General features: G+C 42.9%; 10 protein-coding genes and 4 pseudogenes. 6 read left to right on the top strand and 8 right to left on the bottom strand.

The features are described 5' to 3' along the window. Nucleotides 1-45: 45 nt before the first annotated feature. The 4 genes from E0698_RS19070 to E0698_RS19085 all read right to left on the bottom strand — a co-directional run bounded on the left by E0698_RS19070 (nucleotide 46) and on the right by E0698_RS19085 (nucleotide 2600). Complete coding sequence (locus E0698_RS19070) at nucleotides 46-1014, bottom strand: LacI family DNA-binding transcriptional regulator (protein ID WP_192512586.1); 969 nt, start codon at nucleotides 1012-1014, stop codon at nucleotides 46-48. 284 nt (nucleotides 1015-1298) lie between these two features. Continuing rightward, complete coding sequence (locus E0698_RS19075) at nucleotides 1299-1796, bottom strand: SDR family NAD(P)-dependent oxidoreductase (RefSeq protein WP_192512587.1); 498 nt, start codon at nucleotides 1794-1796, stop codon at nucleotides 1299-1301. Nucleotides 1797-1929: 133 nt separating this feature from the next. Next, nucleotides 1930-2127, bottom strand: coding sequence for an SCP2 sterol-binding domain-containing protein (locus E0698_RS27715; RefSeq protein WP_192512631.1), 198 nt, complete (start codon nucleotides 2125-2127; stop codon nucleotides 1930-1932). Beyond that, nucleotides 2037-2600, bottom strand: coding sequence for a hypothetical protein (locus E0698_RS19085; protein WP_192512588.1), 564 nt, complete (start codon nucleotides 2598-2600; stop codon nucleotides 2037-2039). The genes E0698_RS27715 and E0698_RS19085 overlap by 91 nt, the downstream gene beginning before the upstream one ends. Here E0698_RS19085 and E0698_RS19090 point away from each other — a divergent pair. Then, nucleotides 2494-2816, top strand: a pseudogene (locus tag E0698_RS19090) (IS66 family transposase); the annotation flags it as partial. The gene E0698_RS19085 and the pseudogene E0698_RS19090 overlap by 107 nt on opposite strands. Before the next feature lie 130 nt (nucleotides 2817-2946). Here E0698_RS19090 and E0698_RS19095 read toward each other — a convergent pair. Next, on the bottom strand, nucleotides 2947-4086 hold the full coding sequence (locus tag E0698_RS19095) for an epoxide hydrolase family protein (RefSeq protein ID WP_192512589.1): 1140 nt from the start codon (nucleotides 4084-4086) through the stop codon (nucleotides 2947-2949). Nucleotides 4087-4574: 488 nt separating this feature from the next. On the opposite strand from E0698_RS19095, the gene E0698_RS19100 reads away from it, so the two are divergent. The 3 genes and pseudogenes from E0698_RS19100 (at nucleotide 4575) to E0698_RS19110 (ending at nucleotide 9334) form a co-directional block, all read left to right on the top strand. Beyond that, entirely contained in the window at nucleotides 4575-5480 is a 906-nt protein-coding gene (locus tag E0698_RS19100) for a LysR family transcriptional regulator (protein WP_192512590.1), read from the top strand. A 354-nt stretch (nucleotides 5481-5834) separates the two neighbouring features. Next, nucleotides 5835-7997 (top strand): amidase, encoded by a 2163-nt coding sequence (locus E0698_RS19105; protein ID WP_192512591.1) that lies wholly within the window; start codon nucleotides 5835-5837, stop codon nucleotides 7995-7997. A 205-nt stretch (nucleotides 7998-8202) separates the two neighbouring features. Further along, nucleotides 8203-9334 (top strand): annotated as a pseudogene (locus E0698_RS19110) (LLM class flavin-dependent oxidoreductase). A gap of 415 nt (nucleotides 9335-9749) precedes the next feature. On the opposite strand, the gene ppsA reads toward E0698_RS19110, so the two are convergent. Both ppsA and E0698_RS19120 read right to left on the bottom strand, forming a co-directional pair. Beyond that, nucleotides 9750-12362, bottom strand: a complete 2613-nt coding sequence (ppsA, locus tag E0698_RS19115) for a phosphoenolpyruvate synthase (RefSeq protein WP_192512592.1) — start codon at nucleotides 12360-12362, stop codon at nucleotides 9750-9752. Between the two features lie 303 nt (nucleotides 12363-12665). Continuing rightward, nucleotides 12666-12938 (bottom strand): annotated as a pseudogene (locus E0698_RS19120) (transposase); the annotation flags it as partial. A 35-nt stretch (nucleotides 12939-12973) separates the two neighbouring features. On the opposite strand from E0698_RS19120, the gene E0698_RS19125 reads away from it, so the two are divergent. Next, complete coding sequence (locus tag E0698_RS19125; protein WP_262384639.1) at nucleotides 12974-13114, top strand: hypothetical protein; 141 nt, start codon at nucleotides 12974-12976, stop codon at nucleotides 13112-13114. A gap of 22 nt (nucleotides 13115-13136) precedes the next feature. Further along, nucleotides 13137-13388: pseudogene (locus E0698_RS19130) on the top strand (PfkB family carbohydrate kinase); the annotation flags it as partial. Between the two features lie 323 nt (nucleotides 13389-13711). On the opposite strand, the gene E0698_RS19135 reads toward E0698_RS19130, so the two are convergent. Further along, complete coding sequence (locus tag E0698_RS19135; RefSeq protein WP_023988612.1) at nucleotides 13712-13942, bottom strand: hypothetical protein; 231 nt, start codon at nucleotides 13940-13942, stop codon at nucleotides 13712-13714. Between the last annotated feature and the right edge of the window lie 5 nt (nucleotides 13943-13947).

Below are 13947 nucleotides of genomic sequence, written 5' to 3' on the forward strand. Positions count from 1 at the left end.
CAGACTGTGATCCGACTTTACGAGCTAATATTTTTACAATTAAAATCATGTAGTTTCGCCTTGCCTGAAGATAACGGGGAGACGATACACTTGCTGATCTAAAGTTTTACCTTCGATCTTTTGATACAGTAGTCTGATTGTCATACGTGCCATCTCCTCCACTGGCTGCCTGATTGTAGACAATATCGGATGAAAATAACGATGATCCTGAATGCCGTCGTAACCGATGACCTTTACATCTTTTGGAACACGAATACCCTGCCTACCCGCTCTTTCTATATATTTTGCGGCAAACATATCGGTAATAGCAAAAATGCCGTCCACATCCTGATGCTTAGATAGAAATTCGTCAAAATAGGCTTCGTCGTCCACAATAGGATCTGGTTTCTCGTATATAACATAGTCTACACCTAATTTTTTCGCCTCATCAATGAAACCTTTTCTTCGATTCATGGTTTCACTAAAAACGGAAGTTACACTTCCCATAAAAGCCGGTTTCTGGGCCCCTGCTTTAACAAGTTCCCTCAAAGCTAGACGGCCTCCCTCATAATTATCTGAGGTCACACAAGTGATTTTTTTGTTGAAATGTCTGTCAATACTTAGAATCGGAATGTCATTGCTTACGCTATTTTCTATATCATTGTAAGTAATGCCGACAATACCAGCCACTTTGTTTTGCCGTAGCATATCCAGGTAATACAGTTCCTTTTCTGGCTTGCCGCCGCTATTACATAATATGAGCTTAAAGCCTTCCCGATCCAACTCATCCTCAATGTAATAAGCCAGTTCAGAAAAAAAAGGATGCCAGATACTTGGAAGCAGCAAGGCTACCATCTTGGATTTCCTCATCTTAAAATTTCGAGCGACTTCATTAGGAAAATAATTCAGTTCTTGTATAGCTTTTTCCACTTTCCTTCGTGTATCTGGTTTTACAGAGCCCGAGTTGTTAATAACGCGGGACACCGTTCCCACAGCAACACCAGCTATCTTAGCTACATCTCTAATACTTGGCATTTAACCCCCCCATCTCTCTTATGGGAATTATAATAGCACGAAGTTGGAAACGTTTCAATAATTTTTGAAGCTACTATTACAACAAGTGTTGTTTTAGTAATTCAAGTGCATCCTTAATATCTTTGAGAGACAACCAACACTATGAGTGATTTGTTGGCATAAGCAAATTGAGACATGAGCATGGGCGATAAAGTAAAACAGATTCGTATGACCTGAACGAAGGAATCGATATTTGAGTCATTTGTTGAGCTGATGAATGAAAAAAAATTTGAAATTGCGTATTGTTAACTCTTGGTTTGAGTCAGCATAATGTCAACAGTTTTGCTCATCTGATTTAAAATAAACTGAGGTGCAACACGACTCATGAACTTCAGCAGACTGCTCTGGCCCGGCAGTATCTCAAAGCGATCCTTTTCCAAACTCTTGATTGCGTACTTAACCATCTTTCCGGCATCCATTGGCTTTACGCCTTTGATCTCATAGCCATCAAGAGCTTTAATCAAAGGGGTCTGAATAGTTGGAGGAGCCAATTCAAACACTTTAATATTAGTATTTTTTAGCTGCATTCGCAGTGATTGTGTAAATGAATGAATACCGGCTTTTGTCGCACAATATACCGGAGATACCGGATATGGAACAAATGCAAGTGCGGATGAGACATTCAAAATCGCAGCGGATTTCTTCGCCTTTAAATGCGATAAGAATTGTTTCACCATGCGGATCGAACCGCTGACCAAAACAGTTACGTTTACGTTATGGCGGCTTGTCAGTTCGTTCGCCAAAGCTTCCAGGAGATCTTTCCGGCAAAAGATTTGTCATTGGCTTTTACAAACCATTCCTACAATCAAGGAGATATACTTCCAACTTTGCCATCATTCAAATCCCCCTATGCATAATAGTGTATACACACTCTTATTAACTAAAACATCTCTCAAATTTCATCAACAATTTGGGGTTCCCTTTGATCCGCAGTTTTCTTGTCAGCAATGCCGCCACCACGTTTTTTTCCTTCGCTACGATTCCTATCCATGTTTTGCTGTCCACCGTAATCCGAATATCAGGCTTGCAGTGAAAACCGTCCCTAATCTGGAGCTTATTGTCCCGAATGTCGATTGTCTCGTTTCATCTCCGGTGAATGTAAAATGATAGGTGCAGTTTAAACCCGACGCCTGCTTCGGCTGGAATGCATGAGGCATACCGCCGATCAAAAGGCGAATCGTGCCGGGCCTGAGTCCATTCCCGACGCGTTTTGCCGTTTTATGGGGAAAACGTTTCATGACATACGCTTCCGCATCGGAGCCAGGAGTTACATACACCGTCTCCTCTTTGCCCTGCAACGGCTTTAATACATCATTCATGAACCCTTTACGGTCTTTCAGAAACGGCCCGATCACATCTTCGCCCGCCGGACAAACCGCCAAGCAATAAGAACATTTGTAGTTAGCCTCGAAACTCAAACTTTGCCACCAGGAAGTCGTCTGCTGGGCGCACGCGCGACGCAAGTATGACGAAGCGTTGAAGGCAGCGCCGCCGCAAACACGGGACGATCCCACCAGCATAGCGGCACAAGGGTTGGCCTGGTGCAATCGGTTGTTTGCGGTGGAGCAAAGCTGTTGGAAGCAACACCCGGAGAACGGTTGTCTGCACGCAAGGAACAAAGCCAGCCGATTCTGGATGGGTACGGGGCCTGGCTGCGCCAACAACGGTCGCGCACGATGCCGAAAAGCTTACTGGGTCAAGCGATTACGTACAGCTTGAACCAATGGGAGAAGCTGACGGTCTTTCTGGTTCAGGGCCAACTTTGTGTCATTTCCCTTTTAAGGGATAAATATATGTCTGGTAAAAAAAGCATCTAAAGAGTTGCATTCTGAAGACGGTAACCAATTGTACTGGTTGTTCATAACCCTCTCAAGGATAGAGACTATCAGATGCTTAATGAATGAAAAAATGATTTAGATGGTCGGCAAACAATTTAGGATTTTCCATAGCTGCGAAATGACCGCCTTTATTCGCTTTCTCCCAGTACGTAATATTATAGACGCGTTCTACCCAGCTTCGGGGAGGTGTAGGCAGCTCCTTGGGAAATAAGGAAACCCCTGTTGGAACAGTAACACGCTGACCTTCGGTGAAATGCAGTGGCATTTTGGTACCTTCAGTATATATTCGTATGGAAGAAGCTATCGAATTGGTAAACCAGTAAATCGATATGTTGGTGAGGATATGATCAAGTGAAAAAGACCTTTCCATATCTCCGTCACAGTCACTCCAACCTCGAAATTTTTCTACTATCCAGCTGGCAAGACCGGTTGGGGAATCACTTAGTGCAAAAGCCAGTGTTTCCGGCTTCGTTCTATGAAGAGCGCTATAAGCACCTTCTCGGTCCAACCACTCAGCTACGATGTCAAAGTAAGCTTGCTCTTCTTCGCTAACAGATGGTGTATTTTGAGTGAGGGGTGGCTTGTAGCTTCCAGGAATATAATTGAGATGAAGTCCCCTCACCCGTTCAGGGTACATGAATGCTAACCATGTTGAGACCCCTGCTCCAATATCCCCTCCCTGAACCAAATACCTTTCATAACCCAAACGATCCATAAGTTTTGCCCAAAGCGTGGCTACGTATTTGGACCCCACTCCCGGCCGTGAGGGTTTACTCGAAAATGCAAAGCCTGGCAAAGAGGGAATAATAACGTCAAATGCCTCTTCAGCATGTCCACCATATAGCGATGGGGCTGTTAGATAAGGTATTAGTTCTAACATCTCTACAAATGATCCTGGCCACCCATGAGTCAGCAACAGTGGTCGTTCGGATGTCCCTTCACCCCGAACGTGCACAAAGTGTATATCGAAGCCGTCCACATGTTCAATAAACTGTGGGAAACGGTTTAACCATGCTTCCTGTTCACGCCAGTTGTATTCCGAGCCCCAATAATCAACTAATCCCTTCAAAAAGGAATAGTCTGTCCCCAGAACCCATGGTTCTATAGAGAAACTTGAAGGCCATCGAACCTGTTTTAGTCTGAAAGATAGATCGTGCAATTGTTGCTCTGGAATTGAAATTTTGAACGGTTCCATTGATTGTTTCCTCCCTCTATTCGTGTTAAATAAAAATACGTATCGCTGAATATATCAATAATAAACACATAATCAATCGAAATGACTTATCGTGTATAGCAAAGAATGTTTTGAACATGGAGCCGAACCCTGACCATAAAAGTAATGCCAGACATCCGATTACAATGGATAAACTCAAATAAAAAACGATGGTTCCATACGAATGAGTAAATGGCAAAATAAAGGCACTCATGAACGTTAGAAAAACAAAATGCTTTTGACGTTGATGAGTTGAAGCATGAAATCGGATAAGAATGAGGATTGCGCCTCTCTATAATCCTTTCCTGAACTTTTATGCCAACCAATCTGCACTCATAGATTCCTCCCTTGTAGATTAATTTACGATCAGAAGGATTCTATTGTATGATGGATCTGTTCATTAATAAAATTGAAATATTCAAAATCATTATCATTTTTATCGATAGAAATTAAACCTAAGGAGAACCCCGATGGAAATTAGACACCTTATTACATTTCAGACGATTATCGAAATCGGAAGTTATATAGGGGCTGCATCGCAATTGGGATACACTCAGTCCACGATCACTGCCCATATGCAGTCGCTTGAAGAAGAGATTGGCGGGGAGCTTTTCACTTACGAAAGAAGGCATTTGAAACTTACTCAATTAGGGAGAGAATTAATACCTCTGGCAGAAGACCTACTGGCTACTCATGACCAGATTAGAAATATACGAAGCAACCAGGAGGTTAAAGGTGTTGTAAAGGTGGCTGCACCAGAGTCTTTAACGATTTCTAGATTAAGTCCGATTATAAGGGAATTCTCTTTGAAATATCCTCATGTCAAATTCATCCTTATCAACGGTACATGTGAACAAAACCAGGTTGACTTAATCAGTGGACGTGTAGATGTGGCTTTGATGGTCTACCCGGAAATACATCCGGAAAAATGCATTCATTATTCTTTGGTTGAGGAGAACATTGTCCTGGTGTGCAGCAATGACGGCCCAGACCATTTCGATGAATATAAGCGAGAGAACACCAACCATTTTTTTATTACGAATGAAGAAGGCTGTAGTTATCGGACCATGTTTGAAAGATATCTTGTAAAGCATGATATTCATCCATTTCAAACCATGGAGTTATGGAGTATAGAGGCGATTAAACAAACCGTTATGAGTGGGCTTGGATTTTCTTTTTTGCCTTATATTACAGTTAAAGAAGACGTGGATAGAGGAAAACTTAAAATTGTAAGCCATTCCGAAAAGTTCGATCCGATATACTCCCATATGCTGATTAAAAAGAAAAAGTGGCTATCTCCAACAGTGAAAGCTTTCTCTGAACTTGTCATAAAGTCGATCCGTAAAACGGATAACGAGATCGAAAGATCAAGATGACCACCATTTGTTGGATAATTGGTATTATCTACTCGGATCATAATATTCTTTTTGCCTTTGGCTGCATGAGATGTCGTATCAGGTAATGAAATGACCATGTATTTATCTTAGCCTAGCGAATGATTTATTTAGAACAATCACTTTATCGTATCTGAGATACATATGCTGTTCTCAAAGAGGACAAAAACTTCTTGTATCGTTAGCCGAACTTCCCCGCTTTTTTTCATTACAAAAATTGACATTTCACATGAAAATAAGTAGTATAATTAGAAACAATTATACTGTAAAAGAGGCCTTTTCTCATTCCCCTCTATTCAAATTCCTGATCCTACCTATTTAAGGAGTGAAAATGCTATGTGCGCACGAACGCTAAAAGCGAATACAAGGTATGTAATCGGTAACTATTGCAAATGGATCGCAGTTGGTATGATTTTAACTTTCACGGGATGCCCGCTTGCATCCGCCGCTCCTTCACCCTCATCCTCTAGTAAAACTAGTGAACCCACGTCCTCCCTAGTTACATTTCAATTGCAAGAGGCTACGATTGCTCAAATGCAGGAAGCGATGAAGTCAGGGGCACTGTCAAGTGTCGAGCTCACCGCCCTGTACCTTAACCGGGTATATGCCTATGATTCTAGTGGCATTCGGCTGAATTCCATCCCTGTTCTGAACCCCGACGTACTAAAAGAAGCTGCTCAGGCTGATCAACTAAGGGCACAAGGTATTAAGACCGGGCCTCTGCAAGGCATCCCCTACACGGTTAAAGACAGCTACAAGGTTAAGGGACTCACTGTCGCTTCTGGATCTCCGGCTTTCAAAAACCTAATGGCAAAGGACGATGCCTTTACAGTAGAGAAGATACGCAAATCCGGTGGGGTGCTCATTGGTAAAACCAACATGCCGCCAATGGCAGCAGGGGGAATGCAAAGAGGCGTTTATGGCCGTGCTGAAAGTCCGTACAATTCAGATTATTTGGCTGCAGCCTGGTACTCTGGCTCCTCTAACGGATCTGGCGTATCAACAGCCGCCAACCTCGCTGCCTTCGGTATGGGGGAAGAAACGGTATCTTCTGGAAGATCACCAGCATCTAACAATGGTTTAATTGCCTACACGCCATCGCGGGGCCTAATCTCCATTCGGGGGAATTGGCCGCTCTTCCCTATACGGGATGTCGTTGTCCCACATACGAGGACTGTCGAAGACATGCTCCGCTTGCTTGACGTGATCGTTGTAGAAGATAAGATCACCAAGGGCGATTTCTGGCGAGAACAGAAAGCCGTTCGGCTCCCTTCTGTCAACAGTGTCCGTCCCAAATCCTATTTAGAGCTGCGAGACATTCAAGCTTTGAAAGGCAAACGCATTGGCGTTCCGAAAATCTATATCGGTAAGGACCATGAAACCACAACTCCGATCAAATTCAGACCTTCGATACAGGCATTATGGGAAAAAGCTGTAAGGGATTTAACTGCTCTTGGAGCTGAGGTTGTGGAAGTTGACTTCCCCTTGCAGGCGAACAGCGAGAAGGACCGGGCAACAGCGAAAACACCTGAGGAACGTGGTTTGATGCCGGCAAAGTGGGTTGAAAAGGAATTCGGGCTGCTTAATCCTTATGCAGCTGAGGAATTCCTTAAAAGTGTGGGCGATCCGAATTTCCCGTCATGGGCTAATATCGACCCTGCAACCGTCTTCCCGAATCCGCCCGGTTCGGTAGATGCCAAACGTGGCAGAGACCTTGGCCACTATGACGTATTCATTGAAACCATAAAGAAAGGCGTCACCCCTTACGAACAAATTCCTCAGTTTTATGAAGGGCTGCGGGGGCTTGAAAATGTACGAAAGATTGATTTTGAAGATTGGATGAAGCAAAACAACCTTGATTTTATTGCATTCCCGGCAAATTCGAATATCGGCAAAGCTGACTCCGATGTGAATGAAACATCCTATGAGGAGGCTTGGGAGAATGGCAACTATTTCTCCAATACGAATTTCATTCTACGCGAGTACGGGATTCCAAGTGTATCTGTGAGTATGGGCGCTATGAAGGATACCGGTATGCCCGTTAATCTGACGATGGCAGGTGCCGCATACAGCGATAATGACCTGCTTCGTTACGCTTATTCCTATGAGCAGGCGACCAAAAACCGTCCTATTGCAGCACGCACGCCAGCGCTTGAGGATGAAACCTTTTCCTATAACCCGCAAACTGCTCTTCCACCCTCTAAACGTAAGGAAACAGGAGCCCCTGCACTTAAGTTGAATGCTTCGATCAAGGACGATGTTCTCGCTTTGGAAGGTTCAGTCACAGATCAAAGCGATATCGCACAGCTTAAAGTTTATGTCAATGGCATTCGTGCCGTTATTACAGAAGATAAAGCCAATTGGTCAGCAACGCTTCCAACTACTAAATACAAACAGGGTGGTGCCTCCCAAGCCGATACGCTGCATATTCTCGTGCTGGCCAAGGATATTTACGGAAATACCTCTGCTCAAGTCAAGTCTGTCACTTTACCCCAATGACGAAGGACATCATAGAACTCACTATAATTGCGGGTTCATTATTAATATATTCGAGAGGATCGCATTATGATCACCGAGCGCTTGTTGCCCTGGAAAGGCGTCGATGCTGGATATTAACTCGGTTGGCTTCGCCTACTTGAGCATGCACTGATCGGAATATTTCCTAGGCGTAACATTATTTTTCTATAGAGAAAGGTTGATAGAGTTGACTTCAAATAGTCAATTATGCATTGGATTATCCTTATCTGCAACTTGGATGAAAGGAGACGGTTGGCGGCGCCCAGACAGCGGTGTGGAAAAGATGGGGTCAATTGACTATTACATTGATTTGGCAAATATGGCGGAGAAGGCAAAGCTCGATTTTCTTTTCAAGGCGGATTATCTTTATGTTAGCCCGCAGATGCTGGGCGATTCCGCTAATTTTGGCAGTCCCGATCCTACAATGATTTTTGCGGCGATTGCTCGTGAAACCGAGCGGATTGGATTATTAGTGACAACGGTTTCCACTACTTTCAATTCGCCGTATGTGTCCAAATGAAGCCATTGTGATTGACCGCGAGTCAGGCATTTTTTCTGATAAGGATAAGGTTTCTTCAATTAATCATTCAGGTGATCTTTTCAGTGTCCAAGGACCGCTTACTTTGCCTGCCCATACATCGGGATCTATTCCTATATTTCAAGCAGGCGCGTCAGATACAGTACGAAATTTTGCCTCTTCAATAGCGGATGCTATTTTTGCGGCGATGCCAGACCTTGAATCCGGAGTGGAATTGCGAAATGATCTAAGAAAAAGAGCCAAAGAACATGGACGCCATCCGAACGCCATCAAAGTTTTGCCTGGATTATATTTTTTCTTGGCAGAAACTCGCGAGGAAGCGCATGAATTACATAAGTCAGCACATGCGCATTTGAGTATGGAGCGCAGACATGCACTGCTCAAGTCAGTGCTTGGCCTTGATTTAAGCAGCTTTGCTTTGGATCATCGCGTAACTGCCGATATGCTTCCCGATCCGAATCAGCCAGTCCGTAGCCGGACACATGCTGAACTTTTGCGCCGGTATATTATAAACCATCAGCCTACAGTGGAAGATATGTTGGCAAGGCCCGAGGTCGTCGGATCTGCTCATTGGGTTTCCGTTGGAACGGTTGAGGACGTATTGAACGATATTATTGAGCGGTTTGAGGCTGGGGCTATAGACGGATTTATAGCTCTTCCGGGCGGTTCAGAAGAATCTATGAAAATATTTTTTAAAAAACTGATACCGCAGTTGGTTGAAAGAGGCTTGTTCAGAAGCGAATATGCAGGTTCGACTCTGAGGGCACATTTGGGTATTTAACACCTGATACTGTCGAGGGACAAGAACATTAAAAGTCGCTATTTTAGCGGCCATTTTGTTTTAACGGTACAAGTTCTTGTCTCGAGTCGAGGACAAGAACTTGTACCTATCGCCGTAAAGGACAAGAGATTTAGATCGGATCGGCTATGTATAAATCATTGTGTTGTTTTGAGAATAATATTATTATGCTTCATTAAACTACATAGAATCGCAGCAAGGGAAACCGTCGATAACTCCTAAAGTCTCCTGATTATTGTTAAAGTACAGCCCCAAATTAAAATCATTTGGTTTTTTTGGGGTGCTTTGTGTCATGGGTAGATAAAAGGACGAACAGGGTAACCGCCCTTTTATCCATGACAGGTTGCATTTAATGCCGTCCATTATGATAAAGGCTCTTACTTGACGAATTCAGCCATTACAATATTTCGATATACCCTTCTGTTCCATGCACGCGAATTCGTTGCCCATCTTTTATCAGTTTGGTAGCATTCTCCACTCCGACAACTGCTGGTAAGCCATATTCACGTGCGATAACGGCTCCATGGGTCATCAGTCCACCAACTTCGGTGACTAGGCCTTTTATGGATACAAATAATGGTGTCCAGCTGGGGTCAGTAAAGGAGGTGACTAATATATCTCCAGCTTCTAGATCAGCATCGTCCATGTTTAAGATGACACGTGCTCGTCCTTCTATAAGTCCGGAAGAAACAGGTAGACCTACAATAGCTTCGGCTGGGAGATTTTCTCGTTTGTACTCACCTGCAATGATTTCACCATCAGACGTGATAACACGTGGTGGAGTTAGTTTTTCATACAATTTGTACTCGTCTTTTCGTTTGCTAATGATCTGGTAATCTAGTTTATTTGTGCGTACGACTTCGTGAAGTTCTTCAAAAGTGAGATAGTATATATCTTCTTTTTCATGAATAACGCCCGCTTGTACGAGTTGTTCGGCTTCTTTCAGTAAAGCCTGCTTATAAACAAAGTAGCGATTAACCATGCCGTATTTTGGATATTCCCGATAACCGATGAAATTTCGGATGAGGTCGATCATTCGTTTTGTTTCTTTGGCTTTTTGTTCACCATCCGGTAATTGCTTCAATCGATCTAATAACTCTTGTTCTTTTTTCAAAGCTTCCTGTCGCCCTTGCTCAAATTTCCGATGGCTAGCATTAGGCTCAAAGTTTTTGATATTACCAAGAATCATGGGGACAAGTGTAGTTGGTTTTTCGCTCCAACGAGTTCTCGAAATATCGATTTCACCGGCACATCGCATTCCGTATTTGTTGAGATAAGCATAGATAGCGTCTTGAGTTTCCTGTCCACCATCAAACTTAACCAGTTCATCCAAAAAATTATCATCTTTTACATGTTGTAAATAATCAATTACTTCCGGATAAGGACGAATCACATCTGCGACATCCAATAGCGCCAGACCCATTTCCGAAGTAATGTTGTTTGGTACAGATTGAGAAAGCGTATCTGCTGCGTTTTTTTCACCTAACCACTCGTACATTTTTTCATTGATCCATGACGAAGCATTCATAGCAGTCATAAAAACCTTTGAACTTTGTGGGTCAAATAAGATCTTCTTTAATTCCTGGAGATCTTCCAGAATAAAATCAAATAAATCTGCTCCTGATTTCGTTTGGATGTTTTGTTTTAATTCTTCTATCGATGTTTGACTGTTCTTAATCAAATCAGAAACGATTGCCGGATCGTTTTCGATTTGTGCTTGAAAACCTGCAGCCGACCTACCTTTACTGCTATTACCGGGACTCAGTTCTTTTCTATCATCTGGTAACGATTTTATAAAATCTCGCTCTATTAGGGTCATAAATGCATCTTTTATGAGCGGATCGGATTTTCCCAGGGTATTTAAGAAAGTTTCTCTGCTGACAGGTGAAGCCAGCATATGTGTAACATCAACAAACAACCTTCCACCGGCTTTACGCATGGGTGCAGGAGTTATTAACAGGTAAAAAGACAATCCCAATGGTTTTATCGGGTCAGTCATCATTTGTTGATGACCGACGGATACATAAACGTGATTTTCCTGATCATTTACTTCAGGGATCGGGTATAAAGTCGTGATTGGCCGACTCTGGACAATATAAAATGTATCATCAACCAAACACCATTCGATATCTTGCGGGTAACCAAAATAAGCTTCGATCTGTCTTCCGATGCGTGCCAGTTGCAAAATTTGTTGTTCAGTAAGTGTTTGAGTCTTTTGCTGATCAGGATCGATCTGCTTTGTCTCTGTTCCGCCTTCTTTTCGTCCGTAGATAGCTATTTTTTTGGTTGCTATCCTCTTATCGACAATTTCCCCATCCTGTACTCTATAACAATCGGCAGATACCAAGCCAGAGACCAGCGCTTCTCCAAGTCCAAAACTGGCATCAATTGATAGCAGCTTTCGGTTGGAAGTAATCGGATCAGCGCTAAATAAAATCCCCGAAGCCTGTGGGAAAACCATCCTTTGAACGATAACGGACAAATAAACCTGACTGTGGTCAAATCCATTTTGCATACGGTAGATTACCGCACGGTCCGTAAATAGGGAAGCCCAACATTTGCTAATATGCTGCAAGATCGCTTCTTTGCCAATGATATTTAAATAGGTGTCTTGTTGACCGGCAAATGACGCATGCGGCAAATCTTCAGCAGTCGCACTAGAACGCACTGCATAAGCATGTTCCTCGCCAAACCGGGAAAGATAGTGAGTCACTGCTTTCACAACATCGGAAGGAATTTCTACTTCCATAATGATTTGTCGAATCTTCCTGCTAATTTCACCAATTTGATCTCGATCTTCTACTTTTAGCATTGTTAGTCGATCCAACAAAGTATGATACGTTTCGTTTTGTTCGATGGCTTTTTGATATCCCACTGTTGTAACACAAAATCCTTCTGGTACTTGTATTCCTTCAATTTTTGATAATTCCCCTAAATTTAATCCTTTTCCGCCAACGAGCAAAAGCTGCGTTTTTTCCATTTCCTGAAAACCGAGAACCAAAGAACTCATTCAATATCTCTCCTAACCATTAAATTGAGAAAAAACATTTGACAAGAGTTTACCGGCATGGTACACTTAAAGTGTAAGATGTAATAATTATATCAATTTAAAATGTAAAAATCGTATTCTGATTATATCATCGTGTCTGTTTATATGCAATATAAAAGAACCTGATAAAACTACGAGGCCACTGAAAAACTTCTGTTTTTCTGGTGAGTAACCATAAAGGACAAAACAAAAGACGACCCTTATCCAGATATTTGGATAAAAGGTCGTTTTTTGCTGTTCCAGAAGGTCTATGGATCCGTTATTTTATTTCATCAGTTTCAATATTCTCTTTAGGTTTACAGTGAAAATGGCCATGGTACCTTGTAACTCCATGCCAACTAGACCCGAGGAAGACGCTACGTCATACCCGTGTCTGTGTTTAAGCTCGCTGTTCTTCGCTTCGATTTTGTAGCGTTCTTTGGCTTTCTCCTTGAAGTACTCGCTTTCTTGAAATGCCATTTGTTCGGTATGCTCGGCAGATTTAATACTCACGGAATAGGTTTTGCTTTTTGCTCCTTCTTTGTAGCACTGATGCTTCGGAATCCCGGGTTGTCGAGCCCCATCTTACAACCGTGCATATTTACAGTAGTCAGATGGGTATTATTTCAGCCGAAATGTTATTGTCCAGAATCAAAGACAATACCATGCCATACCGAGTGACCCATGTTGCAACGGATATCGTATACCGGGACTCGACGCCCGTTCTAAACTAAATCTGCCAAGAGGTGAATCAAAGTGAAAAATGTCGGAACGGTTCTTTGTGTGGGCGAGCTGCTCATTGATTTTTTTTGCACGGATATTGATGTTAATCTTGCCAAGGGTCAGCATTTCTCCAAGCAGGCCGGCGGCGCTCCAGCGAATGTAAGCGCAGCCGTAGCCAAGCTCGGAGGAAAAGCGTCATTCTTGGGGAAAGTCGGAGCCGATCCCTTCGGTATGTACCTGAAGCAAACGTTGGATGAGCAGCATGTGGATACGTCCATGCTCCTTTTTATGATAGAGTTGCAAATTTCTTCGATTCGACGAAAAATTTCGCTTGAAGTTTCTGTGTCCATAGGATCATTCATCCAAGCCTTGTGAAAACAAATTCTTTAACGAATTCACTTTTAAAGAAATGATGAATCATCTATACAATTAAACCTGCACGTTTAGCAATGAATTCAATCTTCGCACAGCTGTTGCCTTTCCAAACTCTTCCTTCTCCGCATCGAGTATTTCACCCAATTTTTCATAGAGTTTCAACTCAGAAGCAACTCGGGAAATCTTCTCTCAATTACAGTATTCATTATAAACGGCTGTGATTCCCTTACAACCTAATAAAACCAGGATGTAAACAGATTGTTAACCGGTTTATAGATCATCATGACCAGAAGCAATGGGCTCGGCACATTGATCTTGTACAAGGAGCAGACCACCACACCAATGCCCGTGATCCAGAACAAGCCCCAGACCAGAAGGTCGCGGCGCCTGCTTCCTCGTGTCAGCAAAGGCACATCGATGACCGCACAAACCGCCGCTGTTGCCAGAAAAAGCAGTAACACCATTGCGC

The sequence above is a fragment of the Paenibacillus sp. 23TSA30-6 genome, assembly GCF_014858585.1.
Classification (GTDB): Bacteria; Bacillota; Bacilli; order Paenibacillales; family Paenibacillaceae; genus Paenibacillus.

Excerpts from the sequence above, each read along its gene's own strand:
- E0698_RS19095 (WP_192512589.1), bottom strand. The coding sequence starts at position 4,086 with ATGGAACCGTTCAAAATTTCAATTCCAGAGCAACAATTGCACGATCTA.
- E0698_RS19105 (WP_192512591.1), top strand. The coding sequence starts at position 5,835 with ATGTGCGCACGAACGCTAAAAGCGAATACAAGGTATGTAATCGGTAAC.
- E0698_RS19100 (WP_192512590.1), top strand. The coding sequence starts at position 4,575 with ATGGAAATTAGACACCTTATTACATTTCAGACGATTATCGAAATCGGA.
- E0698_RS19135 (WP_023988612.1), bottom strand. The coding sequence starts at position 13,942 with ATGGTGTTACTGCTTTTTCTGGCAACAGCGGCGGTTTGTGCGGTCATC.
- ppsA (WP_192512592.1), bottom strand. The coding sequence starts at position 12,362 with ATGAGTTCTTTGGTTCTCGGTTTTCAGGAAATGGAAAAAACGCAGCTT.
- E0698_RS19070 (WP_192512586.1), bottom strand. The coding sequence starts at position 1,014 with ATGCCAAGTATTAGAGATGTAGCTAAGATAGCTGGTGTTGCTGTGGGA.